General features: G+C 65.1%; 15 protein-coding genes. 10 read left to right on the forward strand and 5 right to left on the reverse strand.

All coding sequences use genetic code 11. The annotated features are described in order from the left end of the window. Positions 1 to 2 precede the first annotated feature (2 nt). Both recB and recD read left to right on the forward strand, forming a co-directional pair. Positions 3 to 3,764, forward strand: coding sequence for an exodeoxyribonuclease V subunit beta (recB, locus tag ACLF6L_RS06515; protein ID WP_412852611.1), 3,762 nt, complete (start codon positions 3 to 5; stop codon positions 3,762 to 3,764). Continuing rightward, positions 3,764 to 5,881: an exodeoxyribonuclease V subunit alpha gene (recD, locus tag ACLF6L_RS06520; RefSeq protein WP_412852612.1), complete on the forward strand. Its 2,118-nt coding sequence runs from the start codon at positions 3,764 to 3,766 to the stop codon at positions 5,879 to 5,881. Before recB ends, recD begins: the two co-directional genes overlap by 1 nt. Positions 5,882 to 6,050: 169 nt before the next feature. Here the strand turns inward: recD and ACLF6L_RS06525 are convergent, their stop codons facing one another. Both ACLF6L_RS06525 and ACLF6L_RS06530 read right to left on the reverse strand, forming a co-directional pair. Then, positions 6,051 to 6,407 carry a 2Fe-2S iron-sulfur cluster-binding protein gene (locus ACLF6L_RS06525; RefSeq protein ID WP_200176023.1) on the reverse strand — a complete coding sequence of 119 codons (357 nt, stop codon included), beginning with the start codon at positions 6,405 to 6,407 and terminating at the stop codon, positions 6,051 to 6,053. Between the two features lie 39 nt (positions 6,408 to 6,446). Beyond that, positions 6,447 to 6,731 carry a 2Fe-2S iron-sulfur cluster-binding protein gene (locus ACLF6L_RS06530; RefSeq protein WP_090209413.1) on the reverse strand — a complete coding sequence of 95 codons (285 nt, stop codon included), beginning with the start codon at positions 6,729 to 6,731 and terminating at the stop codon, positions 6,447 to 6,449. Between the two features lie 386 nt (positions 6,732 to 7,117). On the opposite strand from ACLF6L_RS06530, the gene dacB reads away from it, so the two are divergent. From dacB to ACLF6L_RS06545, 3 genes are all read left to right on the forward strand, one after another. Further along, positions 7,118 to 8,548: a D-alanyl-D-alanine carboxypeptidase/D-alanyl-D-alanine-endopeptidase gene (dacB, locus tag ACLF6L_RS06535; protein WP_238616725.1), complete on the forward strand. Its 1,431-nt coding sequence runs from the start codon at positions 7,118 to 7,120 to the stop codon at positions 8,546 to 8,548. 117 nt (positions 8,549 to 8,665) lie between these two features. Further along, positions 8,666 to 8,941, forward strand: a complete 276-nt coding sequence (locus tag ACLF6L_RS06540) for a late competence development ComFB family protein (protein ID WP_008932304.1) — start codon at positions 8,666 to 8,668, stop codon at positions 8,939 to 8,941. A 10-nt stretch (positions 8,942 to 8,951) separates the two neighbouring features. Further along, positions 8,952 to 11,138, forward strand: coding sequence for a YgiQ family radical SAM protein (locus ACLF6L_RS06545; protein ID WP_412852613.1), 2,187 nt, complete (start codon positions 8,952 to 8,954; stop codon positions 11,136 to 11,138). Here ACLF6L_RS06545 and ACLF6L_RS06550 read toward each other — a convergent pair. After that, complete coding sequence (locus ACLF6L_RS06550; RefSeq protein ID WP_008932306.1) at positions 11,135 to 11,320, reverse strand: PLD nuclease N-terminal domain-containing protein; 186 nt, start codon at positions 11,318 to 11,320, stop codon at positions 11,135 to 11,137. The two genes, ACLF6L_RS06545 and ACLF6L_RS06550, sit on opposite strands and share 4 nt — an antisense overlap. Before the next feature lie 159 nt (positions 11,321 to 11,479). Between ACLF6L_RS06550 and ACLF6L_RS06555 the strand changes: the two genes are divergently transcribed. Both ACLF6L_RS06555 and ACLF6L_RS06560 read left to right on the forward strand, forming a co-directional pair. Beyond that, entirely contained in the window at positions 11,480 to 11,680 is a 201-nt protein-coding gene (locus ACLF6L_RS06555) for a tautomerase family protein (protein WP_238616727.1), read from the forward strand. A gap of 8 nt (positions 11,681 to 11,688) precedes the next feature. Further along, positions 11,689 to 11,940: a hypothetical protein gene (locus tag ACLF6L_RS06560; RefSeq protein ID WP_238616728.1), complete on the forward strand. Its 252-nt coding sequence runs from the start codon at positions 11,689 to 11,691 to the stop codon at positions 11,938 to 11,940. Positions 11,941 to 11,953: 13 nt separating this feature from the next. Here the strand turns inward: ACLF6L_RS06560 and ACLF6L_RS06565 are convergent, their stop codons facing one another. Both ACLF6L_RS06565 and ACLF6L_RS06570 read right to left on the reverse strand, forming a co-directional pair. Further along, positions 11,954 to 12,736, reverse strand: a complete 783-nt coding sequence (locus ACLF6L_RS06565; protein WP_008932309.1) for a ParA family protein — start codon at positions 12,734 to 12,736, stop codon at positions 11,954 to 11,956. A gap of 102 nt (positions 12,737 to 12,838) precedes the next feature. After that, positions 12,839 to 13,672 (reverse strand): tetratricopeptide repeat protein, encoded by an 834-nt coding sequence (locus ACLF6L_RS06570; protein ID WP_412852614.1) that lies wholly within the window; start codon positions 13,670 to 13,672, stop codon positions 12,839 to 12,841. 168 nt (positions 13,673 to 13,840) lie between these two features. Between ACLF6L_RS06570 and phoB the strand changes: the two genes are divergently transcribed. The 3 genes from phoB (at position 13,841) to ACLF6L_RS06585 (ending at position 16,685) form a co-directional block, all read left to right on the forward strand. Then, positions 13,841 to 14,533: a phosphate regulon transcriptional regulator PhoB gene (phoB, locus tag ACLF6L_RS06575; protein ID WP_238616730.1), complete on the forward strand. Its 693-nt coding sequence runs from the start codon at positions 13,841 to 13,843 to the stop codon at positions 14,531 to 14,533. A 9-nt stretch (positions 14,534 to 14,542) separates the two neighbouring features. After that, complete coding sequence (phoR, locus tag ACLF6L_RS06580; RefSeq protein WP_238616731.1) at positions 14,543 to 15,910, forward strand: phosphate regulon sensor histidine kinase PhoR; 1,368 nt, start codon at positions 14,543 to 14,545, stop codon at positions 15,908 to 15,910. A gap of 94 nt (positions 15,911 to 16,004) precedes the next feature. Further along, positions 16,005 to 16,685 (forward strand): TIGR00153 family protein, encoded by a 681-nt coding sequence (locus ACLF6L_RS06585; protein WP_238616732.1) that lies wholly within the window; start codon positions 16,005 to 16,007, stop codon positions 16,683 to 16,685. Positions 16,686 to 16,705: the final 20 nt, after the last annotated feature.

The following is a 16,705-nucleotide window of genomic DNA, read 5'->3' on the forward strand; positions in this document are numbered from 1 at the left end:
CCATGTCCCATGTCCAGGTTCTGGATCCCCTGCATTTTCCCCTTCACGGCAGCCGCCTGATCGAGGCCAGCGCCGGCACCGGCAAGACCTTCACCATTGCCGCCCTCTATGTGCGGCTGGTGCTGGGCCATGGTGGGGCGAACGCCTTTCCCGAGCCTTTGCTGCCGCCCCGGATCCTGGTGGTCACTTTCACCGATGCGGCCACCCGGGAGCTGAGGGAACGGATCCATGCCCGGCTGATGGAAGCGGCCCGGGTGTTTCGTGACCCTCTCGGACGGTCGCCGGATGCGTTCCTGTCGGCCCTGCTGGCGGATCATCCCGACGCGGCTGAACGCGCCCAGGCGGCCCGCCGTCTGGAGCAGGCGGCCCAGTGGATGGACGAGGCGGCGGTGTCCACCATCCATGGCTGGTGTTACCGGGCCCTGCGGGAACACGCCTTCGACAGCGGCAGTCTGTTTACCCAGAACCTGGCGACGGATCAGTCCGAACTGCTGGCCGAGGTGGTGCGGGATTACTGGCGCACCGTGGTCTATCCCCGCGGCGCGGCCGATTTCGGCCTGCTTCGGCAGGTGCTGGGTGACGGGCCGGAGGCCCTGCTGCCCATCCTCTCACGGTTGCTGGGGGGAGATCCGCCCCAGGATGAACCGGGTTGCCTGGACGGGATCCTGGCGACGCGGGTGTCCCTGCTGGAACGCCTCAAGGCCCCCTGGCGGGATGAGTTCGACACCCTGGCGGATCAGTTCCGCCATGGCCTGTTGCCCGTGCTCAACGGCAACAAGTATCGCAATTCCGATCGTCTGCTGGCGTGCATGCGCCAATGGGCCCAGGAACCCTCCCGGTTGCGCCCCGAGCCCCCGGGCAGTCAGGACCCGCTGGAACAGCTCAGCCGGTCCGGCATGAATGCCCGGCTCAAGAAGGGGGGCAGCCTGCCTGCTAATCTCCACCCGGCCTTTGAGTTGCTGGAGCAGGCGGATGAACTGGACCGGGATCTGGCCGCCGAGGTGCTGGGTCACGCGGCGGCCTGGGTGCAGCGGCGTTTTCGCCAGGCCCAGCGCCGTCGGGCCCAGCTGGGCTTTGATGATCTGCTGACCTGTCTGCGGGACGCTCTGGACGGACCCAACGGCTACCGTCTGGCCGTCACCCTGCGCCGTCAGTTTCCGGTGGCCCTGATCGACGAGTTTCAGGATACGGACCCGGTGCAGTACCGCATCTTCGAGCGGGTCTACGACCTGGCGGCGGGCACGCCGGATGCCGGGCTGTTCCTGATCGGTGATCCCAAGCAGTCCATCTATGCCTTTCGCGGCGCCGACATCCATACCTACCTCAAGGCTCGCCTGGCCACCCGGGGGCGTCATTACACCCTGGGTGTCAATTATCGTTCCACCGAGGCGGCGGTGGCCGGTTTCAACCGGCTGTTTGCCCTGGGAGAACGGGAGCATCCCCGGGGGGCGTTCCTGTTCCGGCCCGACCGGACCGCGGACAATCCAGTGCCCTTCCTGCCGGTCCGGTCCCGTGGTCGCGACACGCGCCTGCAGGTGCAGGGCCAACTCCAGCCGGCCCTGACCCTGTGGCATCTGGAGGGCGATGACACCCTGGGCAGGCAGGCCTACATGGATACCATGGCGGTGCGCTGTGCCGGGGCAATGGCGGACCTGCTGGCGGCCGGCCGCACCGGCCGGGCGGGTTTCTCCCGCCCCGACGACCCGGACAATCCCGGTTTCACCCCCCTCAAACCCCGAGACATGGCGGTGCTGGTTCGGGACCGGGGCGAGGCCAACCTGATCCAGGCGGCCCTGCGTGCCCATCAGATCCGCAGTGTCTATCTCTCCGACCGGGAGTCGGTCTATCTCAGCCCGGAGGCGGGCGACCTGCTGCGCTGGCTGCGGGCCTGCGCGGAGCCGGAATCCGACCGTCTGCTGCGGGCGGCCCTGGCCACCCCGCTGCTGGACCTGTCCCTGACGGAACTGGACGCCCTCAACCAGGATGAACTGTATTGGGAACGCCGGGTGGAACAGTTCCGCGGCTACCGCCGGTACTGGCGCAGCCAGGGCGTGCTGCCCATGCTGCGGCACCTGATGCATGACTTCGAGCTGCCCCGGCGCCTGTTCAGTCAGCCCTTCGGCGAACGCCGGCTCACCAACCTGCTGCACCTGAGCGAGCTGCTGCAAGCGGCCGCCACGGAGCTGGAGGGAGAGCATGCCCTGATCCGCCATCTGGTGGAGCACCGGCAGGCGGACCGGCAGGCCGCTGAAGAGCAGATCCTGCGCCTGGAAAGTGACGAGGATCTGGTGAAGGTGGTCACCATCCACAAGTCCAAGGGGTTGCAGTATCCCCTGGTGTTCCTGCCCTTCATTGCCGGTTACCGGCCCGGCAACGGCGGCAAGCCGCCCCTGATCTACCGGGACGGTTCGGGGCGACGGGTGGTCAGTTTCACGCCCTCCCCGGAGGACCTTGAGCGGGCCGACGAGGCCCGTCTGGCGGAGGATGTGCGTCTGCTCTATGTGGCGGTGACCCGGGCCTGTCATGCTTGTTGGCTGGGGGTGGCGCCGGTCAAGGATCGCAGCCGGGACGGTGGTTTTCATCGCAGCGCCCTGGGCAGCCTGCTCGGGGGCGGCAAGCCCGTCGCGCCGGCCGAACTGCGTGCCCGGCTGGAAGCCCTGCGGGCCGATGATCTGCTGCCCACGGATATGTCATCGGTGCAGGCGCCGCCCATTGATGAGGTGATCCGGATCATGCCCGCCCCACCGGTGCCGGTGATTGCACCGGGCCTTCCGGAGCGGGCGCCGGTCACGGCGGGCATTCGCCCGGCCCGGCGGCCCCTGCGCCCGGCCCGGGAACATTGGTGGATCGCCAGTTACAGTGCATTAAGGCTCGTCGGCCAGGACCATCCGGTGCCGCGCCCCGATCCGGAGTCGGCCCAGGAGGAGCGTCTGCGGGAGGCCGTCGACGAGGCCGGATCCCCCCCTGCCGCGCCACCGGCCCGGAATGGCGCGGATACCCCGACGCAATCCCCATCCCCGGTGGTCGCGCCACCGGCGGATTTCCCCCGGGGTCCCGAGCCCGGCACCTTCCTCCACGGCCTCCTGGAGTGGATGGCCCGCACCGGCTTCGAGACCCTGGCCCGGGACCCGGCACCGCTGAGGGAACTGGTGGCCCGGCGCTGTCATCACCGGGGCTGGGAGCGCTGGATCGATCCGATTGACCAGTGGTTGCGGGATCTGCTGCGGCTCCCCCTGCAATGGGAGCCGGGCGGTGCGCCCCTGGTCCTGGGGCAACTGGCCCACTGTCAGGCGGAAATGGATTTCTGGTTCCAGGCCGGGCAGGTGGACACCCGGAGCCTGGACCGGCTGGTGACCCGTCATACCCTGGACGGCCGCCCTCGGCCGGCCCTGCTGCCGGATACCCTCAACGGCATGATGAAGGGTTTCATCGACCTGGTGTTCGAACACCAGGGGCGCTATTACGTGGCGGACTACAAGTCCAATTGGCTGGGGGATACGGCCGGCGCCTATGGCCCCGAAGCCCTGGCCGGCGCGGTAGCCGCCCGACGTTACGATCTCCAGTACAGCCTTTATTGTCTGGCGCTGCACCGGCTGCTGCGGGCGCGGTTACCGGACTATGCGTACGCGCGGCACATGGGGGGCGCCCTGATCTTCTTCCTGCGCGGCCTGGACGCCGACGGCGGCGGGATTCACTTCGAGCGTCCGGACGCCGACTTCATGGACGCCCTGGACGGACTCTTTGCCCGGCGGGAGCAGCCCTGATGTCCATGACACCGCAGACATTGCTGACTCACTGGCCATCGTTGCGAACCCTGCTCGATCAGTGGACCGAACGGGGTTGGCTGCGTCCCCTGGACCGGGCCCTGGCGGTCTTTCTGCACGAACAGGCGCCGGACACTCCGCCGCTGGTGCTGCTGCTGGCGGCCCTGGCCAGCCACCAGCTGGGGCGAGGGCATGTCTGTCTGGACCTGGCGGCCCTGCTGGCGGACCCGGACCTGAGTCTGTCCCTGCCGCCGGAATCGGACGACGGGGTGTTGCCGCCCCCCCGTCCTTCCTGGTGTCTGGCGGGCCTGGTGTTGCCGACCCTGTATCAGGCCCTGGCGCAGGCCCCGTCACTGGTGGCGGCGGGCGTGGGCACCACGCCCCTGGTGCTGGACGGGCAGCGTCTTTATCTGCGGCGCTACTGGCAGTACGAGCAGGGCATCGGGCAAGCCATCGGTGAACGGCTGGCAATGGGGGAAGGGCTGCGCCAGGCCCTGTCCGGCGAGCGCATGCGTCACTGGCTGGATCGGCTGTTCGGCCCGGTGGGGCCCGATGCCCCCGACTGGCAGCGTATCGCCTGCGCCCTGGCCGCCGGTGGTGCCTTTGCGGTCATCACCGGCGGGCCGGGCACGGGCAAGACCACCACGGTGGTGCGTCTGCTGGCCCTGCTGCAGGCCCTGCATCTGTCGGGGCAGACGGAGGGCCAGCCCCTGCGCATCCGCATGGCCGCCCCCACGGGCAAGGCGGCGGCCCGGCTCAACAGTTCCGTGGCCGGCCGGGTGGGGGCGCTGCCCTTGCCGGATGATGACCTGGGTCGGCGTATCCGCGCCGCCATTCCCACCCAGGTCACCACGGTGCACCGGTTGCTGGGTAGCCGGCCCAACAGTCGCCATTTCCGCCATCATGCCCGCAACCCCCTGCCGGTGGATCTGGTGGTGGTGGACGAGGCCTCCATGATCGATCTGGAACTGATGAGCCAGCTGGTACAGGCGCTGCCGCCGGAGGCCCGCCTGATCCTGCTGGGGGACAAGGACCAGCTGGCCTCGGTGGAGGCGGGCGCGGTGCTGGGTGAACTCTGCGACCGGGCCGACGGCGGTCACTACTCATCCAGGATCCGGAACTGGTTGCACGGGGTCAGCGGTGAAGCATTGCCCCCCGCCATGGTGGATAGCACGGGCCGGCCCCTGGATCAGCACATCATCATGCTCAGACAAAGCCACCGCTTCGGCGCCGACAGTGGCATCGGGCGTCTGGCCAGGGCGGTCAACGGGGGGGATCCGGCCCAGGTGGCGGCGGTGTGGGACGGTGGGGACCGGCTGCCGGACCTGGCCCGGGTACCGTTGCGCGGTGACGGTGACAAGGCCCTGGAGCAGGTGTTGATCCAGGGAGGCGGGGATCTGTTCCAGGATGATGGGGCAGGGCAGGGGGAGCGGCCCCGAGGCCATGCCCACTATCTGACCGTGATGCGCGACACCGATCCCGGTGACGGTGCCTGTCGCGAAGCGGTGGATGACTGGGCCGGACGCATCCTGGGCGCTCAGGCCGAATTTCAGTGCCTGTGCGTAATCCGTGGCGGACCCTGGGGCGTGGAACAGATGAATCATCGCATTGCCCAGGCCCTGGGCAGGGTGGGTCTGCTGGCGCCGGAAGGGGTCTGGTATCCCGGGCGGCCGGTGATGGTCACCGGCAATGACTACGGCCTGGGGCTGATGAACGGGGACATGGGCGTTGCCCTGTCCATGCCGGATCCGGAAGCCCCGGACGGCCGGGTATTGCGGGTCGCCTTCCCGGCGGCGGACGGCAGCCCACGGGTGCGCTGGATTCTGCCCAGTCGCCTGGGGCAGGTGGAAACCGTGTTCGCCATGACGGTGCACAAATCCCAGGGGTCCGAATTCCGCCACACCGCCCTGGTCCTGCCGGACGCCCCCAGCCCCATCCTGACCCGGGAACTGATCTACACCGCCATCACCCGCGCCAGTCGGTGGTTCAGCCTGTTGATGCCCAGGGCGGGCATTCTGGAAGCGGGGGTGAAACGGCGGGTGCTTCGAAGCAGCGGACTCAAGGGGGCGCTGCTATCCACAAAACCTGTGGAAAACTCTGTGGAAACCATGTCATGAACCCGTCAAAACCCCCGTCCGGGCATGGGTTCAAAACAGATTGGCCAGAAAATGACCAGTGGGAAATTCAAACGACTCAACGGATTAGCATTTCCTCCGCTGTCGGAAATGTCAAGTCTTGACAATGGGTTGGCCCCGGTAAAAGCGCCGGGGCCTGTGCACAATCTCCCTAGCTGACGCCGTATTCCACCAGCAGGTCCTCGTCCCTGACGATCATCTGGCAGGCCAGACGCCATTGGGAGGGGATGTCGTCCACGGACATCTGCTCGATGTCATCGCTGCTGAGCTTGCCGAGTTGTTGCAGCACCGTCTGTTCCTTGGCGGTCAGCGGGCCACCCTTGGGGGTCTTCTTGTCCAGGTGGGTGACCTTGATCAGGCAGGTTCCGCATTCGCCATCCTGGCAGTCGAAGTTGATGGGCAGCTTGTTTTCCCGGGCGATCTTCAGGATGGTTTCGGTATGGCTACCGGCGACCGCGTACACGGTCTTGTCCTTGTAGTCCGGATGGGTGAAGGTGATGTTGGGCATGGGTGTGATCTCCTCAAGGTGATGAAACTGGATGCCGGATCAGACCGGGCGCACGGTGGCGTCACCGAGCACCTGGGCCTGGCAGGCCAGTCGCTGGTGCCGACCGGCGTTGTTTTCCCGCAGTACCTTGTGTTCCACCACGGAGGGTTCGGTGAGATTGTTCCAGCCTTCCTCCACTTCCATCAGGCAGGTGCCGCAATCACCTTCGCGGCAGCCATAGATGATCCCCGAGCCCACCTTTTCCGAGATTTCGATCACCCGCACCCCGACCGGGGCACTCACGGTGAGATTGATATCCTTGAACGTCAGTTTGGCCTTGGCCACGGTGCATTCTCCTCATTGTCGTCATGTCATAGCGAATCACTCGCAGCCGGGTTGAAGCAATATTTGTACCGTGGTCTTTTTGTTGTGTCTTTTTTATTATTTTTATTGATTTTCAATAATTTGTGTTTTTTTTAGTGAGCTTGGGCAAGACCCGGCGTATGTGAGCTTCAAGACAACCCGGATATTTGTCAGTGTTCTGACCCCGTCATTCCCGCGCAGGCGGGAATCCAGTGCCTGTCCAGGACTACGAATTCTGGGCTCCCGCTTTCGCGGGAGTGGCGAGGGGGGGAGCGACAATGGGAAGATGTCGATAGAGTTGCACTGCACAAGACTGTCCATATACGCTCCGGCCCATGTTCCCTCCCCTGTACCGAAGATCCTCCGCCATGTCGCTTGCCCGTGTCCTGGTATCCCTGTGTCTGTGTGTGTTCATGATGGCGGAGGCGGCGGCCCAGCCGCTGCCTCCCCAGGTGCAGCGACTGCTGGAGCAGTACCGGGTTCCCGCCGAGGGCATCAGCGTCCTGGTGCAGCCGGTGACGGGGGGCGCCCCGTTGCTGGAACACCGGGTGGATGTGCCGCGCAATCCCGCCTCGGCCATCAAGCTGGTGACCACCTATGCAGCCCTGGAAGTGCTGGGTCCGGCCCATACCTGGCAGACGGAAATCCATACCTTTGCCCCGGTGGTCAATGGCACCCTGCAGGGGGATCTCTACATCCGCGGCGGGGGAGACCCGTTTCTGGTGGCTCAGGAGGTATGGAAGATGGCCGGTGCCCTGCGCCGCACCGGTATCCAGCGCATTCAGGGCGACCTGGTCTTCGATCTGAGTCACTTCGACATCCCCCGCGAGGATCCCGGCGCCTTCGACGGCCAGCCCTTCCGGGCCTACAACCAGCCGCCCCATGCCTTGCTGATGAACTTCAATGCCATCAGCTTCCAGTTCCGTCCGGCCGAAGACGGGCGCTCCGTGCAGGTGGCAGTGGATCCACCACTGGCGGATCTGCGCCTGGACAACCGCCTGCGATTGGGTGGACAGTCCTGCGGCACCTTTCCCCAGGGCGTCGGCTTTCATGTGGCCCGGGAACAGCCAGTGCCCCGGGTACTGTTGGAAGGGGAGTTCCCCAGGGGCTGTGAGGACGTGAGTCTGCTGCGCACCGCCCTGCCGCCGGAAGAATATGCCTACAGTCTGTTCACGGAACTGTGGGGGCAGTGGGGGGGCACCCTGGAAGGGGGGTGGCGGCTGGGCCGGATCCCCGATCCCACGTCCCGTCCACGGGTGGTGCACCATTCCCCGCCGCTGGGGGATCTGATCCGACCGGTGAACAAGCACAGCAACAATGTCATGACCCGTCATATGAAGCTGGCCCTGGGGGCCCACCGGTATGGCGGTCCGGCCACCCTGGAAAAGGGCTATGCCGCCATTCGGGAGGTTCTGGAACGGGAAGGGATCGACACCCGGGGGCTGGTCATGGACAACGCCGCCGGTCTTTCCCGCACCAACCGGATCACGGCCCGCCAGCTGGCGGGGGTGCTCATGGCCGGACGCCGGAGTGCCTACATGCCGGAGTATGTCTCGTCCCTGGCCCTTTCGGGCATGGACGGCACCCTGCGTCGCCGCTTCGTGGGCCAGCCCGAGGCCGGGCGGATGCACCTGAAGACCGGTTACATCAATGGTGTGTCTTCCGTGGCCGGGTATGTGCGCACCGCCGGTGGACGCGATCTGGTGGTGGTGGTCTTGATCAATCATCCCAACGCCCACCGCTGGGCCGGTCTTGAGATCCAGGATGCCCTGCTGCGCTGGGTGTATCGTCAGGGGTAATGACACGGTCGTATGAGCCGAGCCTGATATCTACGCCGTTGAAGCTGCGCTACTATCCGGGTAACCGGCGGATACCGGTTGGCCCCATGCCTGATTGCGTTTCTGGAGGAACTCCCAATGATCGGCGGTATTCAAAACTACTACGAACACTTGGTGTACGACCGTATCCGTCACGTCCTGCTGGAGTCCGGTGATCCGCTGGATACCGTGCACATGGACGACCTGGCCTGCGTGGCCCTCAATCGCCTGCCGCCCCGTTACCTGAGATTTTCCGTGGATCTCACCACCCGCCTGACCGACGAGGACTGGGACGTGATCAACCGACAGGTCAACGAGGCGGTGGACTATGCCTTCCGTACCACTCACCGGCGCCAGGAACTGCGCGAAACCTGACGATTCCTAGATGACCCCCTCTGCCGTCTTCAGACCGCTTTTTTCCTACCGCCCCTACTGGGCCGCACGCTTCGGCGTCGCGCCCTTCCTGCCCATGTCCCGGCACGAGATGGATCAGCTGGGCTGGGACAGCTGTGATGTGATTCTGGTGACCGGTGATGCCTATATCGATCATCCCAGCTTCGGGGTGGCCATCATCGGTCGCCTGCTGGAGGCCCAGGGTTTCCGGGTAGGGGTCATTTCCCAGCCCGACTGGCGTTCCCCGGAACCGTTTCAGGCCCTGGGCCGGCCCAATCTGTTCTTCGGCGTGACCGCGGGCAACATGGATTCCATGGTGAACCGCTATACCGCCGACCGCCGCCTGCGCAGCAACGATGCCTACAGCCCCGACGACGAGGGTGGCCGGCGGCCGGACCGGGCCGTGATCGTCTACAGCCAGCGGGTGCGGGAGGCCTATCGCGACGTGCCCGTCATCATCGGCGGGATCGAGGCCAGTCTGCGACGGGTGGCCCACTATGACTACTGGTCCGACAAGGTCCGCCGCTCCGTATTGCTGGACTCCCGGGCCGATCTGCTCATCTACGGCAATGGGGAGCGTGCCCTGGTGGAGGCGGCCCATCGTATCGCCAGGGGGGAACACCCCAGAGACATGAAGGATCTGCGCGGCACCGCCTTCTTGCTGGATACCCCGCCGGGAGACTGGCATGTGCTGGACTCCACTCTGGTGGACCGGCCCGGGCCGGTGCAGCGACATCGGGACCCTTACTGCGAGGAGATTCCGGAGCAGTGCGGCCCGGGTCAAGCCGTGGCCTGGGGCAAGGCCGCCGGTGCCCAGGTCATTCGCGTCCAGCGGCGTGCCTTGACGGCCCACCCCCGGGAACGGACCGTCATCCGTCTGCCCGACTGCGACACGGTGCAGGATGACCCGGTGCTCTATGCCCACGCCTCGCGCCTGATCCACCTGGAAACCAATCCGGGCAATGCCCGTGCCCTGGTGCAGGGACATGGGGACAAGGACCTGTGGATCAATCCGCCGCCGATTCCCCTGAGCACCATCGAGCTGGATCAGCTGTTTGACCTGCCCTTTGCCCGCGCCCCCCATCCCGCGTATCGGGGGGCGCGCATCCCGGCCTGGGAGATGATCCGGTTCTCGGTGAACATCATGCGTGGCTGCTTCGGCGGCTGTACCTTCTGTTCCATCACCGAACATGAGGGGCGCATCATCCAGTCCCGCTCCGAGGACTCCATCGAACGGGAAGTGGACGAGATTCGGGACAAGGTGGAGGGATTCACCGGGATCATCTCGGACCTGGGCGGGCCGACGGCCAACATGTACCAGCTCGGATGCAAGGACAAGGCCATCGAAGCCCATTGCCGCCGTCTGTCCTGCGTGCATCCCCGCATCTGCCGCAATCTGAATACCGATCACGGGCCGCTGATCCGGCTGTATCGCCGTATCCGCCAGCGTCCCGGGGTGAAGAAGGTGCTGATCGCCTCGGGGTTGCGTTACGACCTGGCCCTGGAGTCGAAGGAATACATCCGCGAACTGGTCACCCACCATGTGGGCGGGTATCTGAAGATCGCTCCGGAGCATACCCAGCCCGGCCCCCTGTCACGGATGATGAAGCCGGGCATCGAGGTGTACGAGCGGTTTCGGGCGCTGTTCGAGCGCTTCAGCCGGGAGGCGGGCAAAGAACAGTATCTGGTGCCGTATTTCATCGCCGCCCATCCGGGCACCACCGATGAGGACATGCTGCATCTGGCCCTGTGGCTCAAGCACAACGGCTTCCGTCTGGATCAGGTCCAGGCCTTTCTGCCGGGTCCCATGGCCCTGGCCACCGCCATGTATCACGCCGAGCGAGACCCGCTCAAGCCGGTGACCCGGGGCAGTGAACGGGTGTCGACCGCCAAGGGATTGCGTCAGCGCCGGCTGCACAAGGCATTCCTGCGCTACCACGATCCGGAAAACTGGCCACTGTTGCGGGAAGTCCTGCAGCGCATGGGGCGGGCCGACCTGATCGGCAACGGCAAGCGCCACCTGGTGCCCCGGTTCCAGCCAGCGGGAACCGGAACCACGGGGGAGGGGCGTCGGCGACCGGTACAGGCCGCCGAGCGCCCCGCGTCGCGGCGCAAGAGTCCCCGCGGTCCGGCACCGGATCGCGGTGCGGTGGCCGGCCGTACCCGCAAGCGTCGTTAACGCCCCGCCTTGGGTCCCAGCAGCAGCCAGAGGATGAAGCCGATGACCGGCAACAGTAGCAACAGGACGATCCAGAGCACCTTGGCCCCGGTGCCCGCACGGCTCTGAATGGTGCTCACGATTGCCCAGATGACGGCGATCAGCAGGATCAGGCCCAAAAGACCGGTGACTTCAAAGCCCATAAACACCTCCGTTGCATGGATGGAAAGAGACGTTCCCCTGCCACCATACCCGGACCGTGTTGCTCTGGCCAGACTCCGCCGCCGTTGGCATCATGGCGTTGATGCCGGTATCCTCGCCGATGACAGGCGTTTGATTCATCAAGCAGCGGAGTCCAGTCCATGCCCTATGTCAACATCAAGATCACCCGTGAAGGCGCCACCCCGGAGCAGAAGGCCGAGTTGATCCGCGGCGCCACCCAGTTGCTGGTGGATGTGCTGGGCAAGAACCCCAAGACCACGGTGGTGGTCATCGATGAAGTGGACACCGACAACTGGGGCATCGGCGGCGAGACCGTGACCGTGCTTCGTCGGCAGGGCTGAGGTGGATCATGCGGCACCCGTTCAAGCGTTCGGGCAGTGCACCGGGTCCCGGGGGACGCCGGAAGAAGACCGACATGGGTCTGGTGCTGGTGGGGCTTTTGCTGATCGGCGTGGGCCTGTTCACCCTGCTGGGCGGGGAGATCTGGATCAGCCGCCTGACCGTGGGGGAAGGGCAGGGCATCGGCGGAACCGCCGCCCTGGTGGTGGGCGGCATCTTCATCGGCCTGGGGGCCTTCTTCCTCAAGGAATCCCGCAAGTAGCGAGTCCGTCGTTTCAGGCGTGACCGTTGAGCAGTCGGTACAGGGCCTGATACTCGGCGGTCAACTTGTGGTTGGGCGCCAGATGGATCATGGGGCGGGCATGCTGGTGGGATTCACGGATCTTCACCGAGGCCGACAGGTAGGTGGCCAGTACCGGCAGGTTCTCGCTGATCAGTTCGTCCACCAGCGCCCGAGGTAGGTTGGCGCCGGATTGGAAGTGATTGACGATGATGCCTTCCACCTGCAACCGGTCATTGTGGTCTTCCTGGATCTCCCGCACGTTGTCCAGCAGCTCGTACAGGGCGCGGCGGGAAAAATCGTCGCAGTCGAAGGGAATCAGGCAGCGTTCCGAGGCGATCAGGGCTGAACGGGTGAAGAAGTTCAGTGCCGGCGGGGTGTCCATGTAGATGCAGTCATAATCCCCGGCGATGGCGTCCAGGGCGTCGCGCAGCTTGTAGATCTTGTAGCGGGACTCCAGCTTGGTTTGCAGGTTTTCCAGTTCCCGGTTGGCGGGCAGGATGCTCAGGTTCTCGAACGGGGTGGGACTGACGAACTGGGCCAGGGAGGCGGTGCGTCCGGTGAGCCGCATCAGGCCCAGGGTGGAGGCAAAGAAGTCCGCCATGGTGTGCTTGCAGGTATCGGCGGCCTGTCCCATCAGGTAATGGCTGGAATTGCCTTGGGGGTCCAGGTCGATGACCAGCGTCCGCAGGCCGTGACTGGCGCTGATGGCCGCCAGGTTGCAGGTGATGGTGGACTTTCCCACCCCCCCTTTCTGATTGAAGATCACGCGTCTCATGTACTGCTCCCAACCGGAATGGCGCATGGACAGGGTGTCCATGCCTCAGTTGGTGGGGCAGTTTAGACAAAGGCGCCCCCGGGGTCGAGGACTGTCGGACCCTCAGTCCGGCTGTCCATGGGACAGCGCCCAGGTCACGGCCCGGCCCCGGCCCTCCTGGATCTGCTCCGGCGTGGCCCGGGATTCCAGCGTCCGGCGCAGTTCCATCCCCAGTTCGTCGCCCCCCGCCGCCGCCAGATTCGACCACTGGATGGCGGCCACGGGGTCGGCGGTCACGCCCCGACCTTCCGCGTGCATCATGGCCAGCCAGGCCTGCATGCGGGGGTGACCCTGGTGAGCACCCTCATGGGTGTAGTGGAAGGCCTTGTCGTCATCCGCCGTCACGCCGCCGATTCCCTCGATATAGAGTCGTGCCAGGAAATACAGGGCCAGCACTTCACCGGCTTCCATGGCCGGCAATAGCAGGGCCTCCGCTGCCAGGGCGAGATCCGGATCACGTCCTCCGAGGGCGTCGGCGATCCAGATGGAGGCCAGCGCCACCCGGGCGGGCGCATGCCCTTGGTCGATGGCGTATCGAAACCAGTCTTCCGAGGTTTCCCGGTCCCGTGGGACCAGTTCGCCCCTCAGATGGATCCAGCCCAGATGCATGGCATAGGGCAGGGCGCCCGCACGGGCGGCCTGGCCGTACCAGTACACCGCCTGTTCACCGTCGGGTGCCGTTCCGTGACCCTGTTCGAACAGCCATCCCAGGTAGGCCATGGCGGTGGGTGAACCCTGCTCGGCGGCCTGCATGAACAGGGCTCTGGCCTGATCATGGGCCGGCGGGTCCTGCGCCAGGTACTGATGGGCCTGTGCCTCTGGATCCGGATCCGGTGCCGGATTTGCCGAAGCGGCGCTGGTCGACAGCAGCAACAGGGTTAAAAGCAGGATGCGCATGCGGGAATCCACTCCTTAACGGATTCGTCACTTTAATCCTGCAATGTGTCCGTGGCATGACATCCCGAAAAGGGGGGGCGGTGGCCGCAGTCATTGTAATGTCACCGTCATGTCATAAATTCTCGTTGTAATAGCCGCGTCAAAGACAGGCTGAAGGATGATGAACACATGACCGAGAAGACCATATTGTTGGTCGAGGACGAGCCGGCCATTCGCGAGATGGTGGGTTTTGCCCTGTCACGGGCCGGATTTCGCATGGTGGAGGCCGGTGATGCCAACGAGGCCCATACCCGATTGGCGGAACGGTTGCCGGATCTGGTGGTGGTGGACTGGATGCTCCCCGGCACCAGCGGCATTGATCTGGCCCGACGTCTCAAGCGCGAGGAATACACCGCCGAGCTGCCCATCATCATGCTCACCGCCCGTGGCGAGGAGGACGACAAGGTGGGGGCTCTGGAGGCCGGCGTGGATGACTACATCACCAAGCCGTTTTCCCCCCGGGAGCTGGTGGCCCGAATCAAGGCGGTATTGCGGCGCAGTATCCCGGAGGAACAGTCCAGACCCATCACCGTGGACGGCCTGACCCTGGACCCTTCCAGTCACCGGGTGACCGTGGACGGTGAGGCCCTGGAGATGGGACCGACGGAATTTCGCTTGCTTCACTTCTTCATGACCCATCCCGAGCGGGTTTATTCCCGTTCCCAGTTGCTGGATCGGGTCTGGGGGCGCAATACCTATGTGGAGGAGCGCACGGTGGACGTCCACATCCTGCGCCTGCGCAAGGTGCTGGCCCCGTCCGGCTGCGACCGTTTCGTGCAGACGGTGCGCGGTGCCGGCTACCGTTTTTCCCTGCAGGCGTAGGCCCGGCCCATGCTCCTGGATTCCCGTTCAGGCAGTCCGTGGAAGGTGGAATTCTGGCGCCTGTCCGGTTTCATTCTTGCCGGTCTGGTGCTGGGTGCCCTGTTCGGTCACCTGGCCTGGATGCTGGTGCTCGCCTTGTCCGCCTATACGGGCTGGCAGTTGCGTCAGTTGCACCGTTTCCATCGCTGGATCCAAGTGGGCAAGCGATCCGAGCCGCCCCATGCCAGCGGGGTCTGGGGTGATCTGATCTACGAGCAGTACCGGCTTTACCAGCGCAACCGGCGGCGCAAGAAGAAGATCGCCAAGCTGCTCAACCGCTTTCATGAGTCCAGTGCCGCCATGCCGGATGCCACGGTGATCCTGGGTAGCCGCTTCGACATCGAGTGGTTCAACGGCGCCGCCATCAGTCTGCTGGAACTGGAGTCCCCCCGGGATATCGGTCGACGTGTCACTAATTTGCTGCGTCATCCCGAGTTTGTCCGCTACATGTACTCCGGCGATTACAGCGACGCGGTGGAGTTCCCCCGCGGTCCGGACGAGCGGGTCATGCTCTCTGCCCGCATCGTGCCCTACGGTGACAAGCAGTTCCTGCTGTCGGTGCGGGACGTCACCCGTCTGCACATGCTCGAATCCATGCGTCGCGACTTTGTCGCCAATGTCTCCCATGAGCTGCGCACCCCGCTCACGGTCATCGCCGGTTATCTGGAAGCGCTGGCGGATGAAGACTCTCTGGAGCCGGAGATCCGGCGCTCCCTGCGTTCCATGGAGTCCCAGGCGGTTCGCATGCGGCGCATTATCGAGGATCTGCTGACCCTGTCCCGACTGGAGACCCGGGACACCGCGGCCACCGCGCAGTCACCGGTGAGCGTGCCCGCCCTGATTCACGGCATCGAGGAAGAGGCGCGCATGCTGATCGGGGAGCGGGGGCAGCATCTGACCTTGGAGGTGGACGAGGGTCTCTGGTTGCGAGGGTCCAATACCGAGCTGCACAGTGCCTTTTCCAACCTGGTCACCAACGCGATCAACTACACGCCCGATGGCGGCACCATCAGCGTGCACTGGCACGAAGATGAGCATGGCGCCCGTTTCCAGGTCCGGGATACCGGTATCGGCGTCCCTCCCCAGCATGTCCACCGTCTGACGGAGCGCTTCTATCGGGTGGATTCGGATCGCAGTCGCAACACCGGCGGCACCGGACTGGGTCTTGCCATCGTCAAGCATGTGCTGCAGCGTCACGGCGCCCGCCTGCAGATCGAGAGCACGCCGGGGGAGGGGAGCACCTTCACCTGTCATTTCGGGCGTGACCGGATCGTGCGGCGCGGCAGTGAGGCCGCCCGGGCAGAGCGGGCCAAGGAGGTATCGGACGGATCAATATGAATATTTCATGACAGCGATGTGAATGCGGGATCTGAAACTCCCGTCCGGCGTCATAATTCCGTTACAATCGCTGTTTTCCAGGTCTGGTCACCCCATGCCTCCAAAGAGTTATTTTTTCGATCTGTTCGGTAAGTCACCGGTCCGTCCCCTGCAGCTTCATGCCGAAAAGGTGCAGGCCTGTGTGGCTGAACTGCCTGCCTTCATGGAGGCGGTCATGGCCCAGGACTGGGAACAGGCCGAAGTCCGGCGCAATCGCATCGCCGAACTGGAACACGAGGCGGACCTGCTCAAGAAAGATCTGCGTCAGCACCTGCCCAAGGGCATGATGCTGGCCATGTCACGCCGGGACATCCTGGAAACCCTCACCGTCCAGGACGGCATCGCCAATACCGCCAAGGACATCGCCGGCCTGATCCTGGGCCGCCGGATGACATTCCCCGACAATCTCCACCCCCTGCTGAGGGATTTCCTGAGCCGCTGCTCCGAGGCGACCCGCAAGGCCTCCCAGGCCGTGCATGAATTGGAAGACCTGGTGGAGACCGGCTTTCGGGGGCATGAAGTGGATGTGATGGAATCCATCCTCAAGGAGCTCGATACCATCGAGCACGATACCGACCGGATCCAGATCCGGGTCCGTGCCGAACTCTTTGCCATGGAACGGGCCCTGCCGCCGGTGGATGTGATCTTCATGTACCGGATCATCGACGAGATCGGTGACCTGGCCGACCTGGCACAGCGGGTCGGTAGTCGCCTGCGACTCATGCTGGCCCACTGATCCCCTTCAGACCTGCAAAA

It is taken from the genome of Ectothiorhodospira shaposhnikovii (assembly GCF_047222355.1).
GTDB lineage: Bacteria > Pseudomonadota > Gammaproteobacteria > Ectothiorhodospirales > Ectothiorhodospiraceae > Ectothiorhodospira.

Bases quoted from the DNA above. Each gene is read 5' to 3' on its own strand.
- ACLF6L_RS06540 (WP_008932304.1), top strand. From the start codon at position 8,666: ATGATCGGCGGTATTCAAAACTACTACGAACACTTGGTGTACGACCGT.
- ACLF6L_RS06565 (WP_008932309.1), bottom strand. From the start codon at position 12,736: ATGAGACGCGTGATCTTCAATCAGAAAGGGGGGGTGGGAAAGTCCACC.
- recD (WP_412852612.1), top strand. From the start codon at position 3,764: ATGTCCATGACACCGCAGACATTGCTGACTCACTGGCCATCGTTGCGA.
- dacB (WP_238616725.1), top strand. From the start codon at position 7,118: ATGTCGCTTGCCCGTGTCCTGGTATCCCTGTGTCTGTGTGTGTTCATG.
- ACLF6L_RS06555 (WP_238616727.1), top strand. From the start codon at position 11,480: ATGCCCTATGTCAACATCAAGATCACCCGTGAAGGCGCCACCCCGGAG.
- ACLF6L_RS06550 (WP_008932306.1), bottom strand. From the start codon at position 11,320: ATGGGCTTTGAAGTCACCGGTCTTTTGGGCCTGATCCTGCTGATCGCC.
- ACLF6L_RS06570 (WP_412852614.1), bottom strand. From the start codon at position 13,672: ATGCGCATCCTGCTTTTAACCCTGTTGCTGCTGTCGACCAGCGCCGCT.
- recB (WP_412852611.1), top strand. From the start codon at position 3: ATGTCCCATGTCCAGGTTCTGGATCCCCTGCATTTTCCCCTTCACGGC.
- phoR (WP_238616731.1), top strand. From the start codon at position 14,543: ATGCTCCTGGATTCCCGTTCAGGCAGTCCGTGGAAGGTGGAATTCTGG.
- phoB (WP_238616730.1), top strand. From the start codon at position 13,841: ATGACCGAGAAGACCATATTGTTGGTCGAGGACGAGCCGGCCATTCGC.
- ACLF6L_RS06545 (WP_412852613.1), top strand. From the start codon at position 8,952: ATGACCCCCTCTGCCGTCTTCAGACCGCTTTTTTCCTACCGCCCCTAC.
- ACLF6L_RS06560 (WP_238616728.1), top strand. From the start codon at position 11,689: ATGCGGCACCCGTTCAAGCGTTCGGGCAGTGCACCGGGTCCCGGGGGA.
- ACLF6L_RS06525 (WP_200176023.1), bottom strand. From the start codon at position 6,407: ATGCCCAACATCACCTTCACCCATCCGGACTACAAGGACAAGACCGTG.
- ACLF6L_RS06585 (WP_238616732.1), top strand. From the start codon at position 16,005: ATGCCTCCAAAGAGTTATTTTTTCGATCTGTTCGGTAAGTCACCGGTC.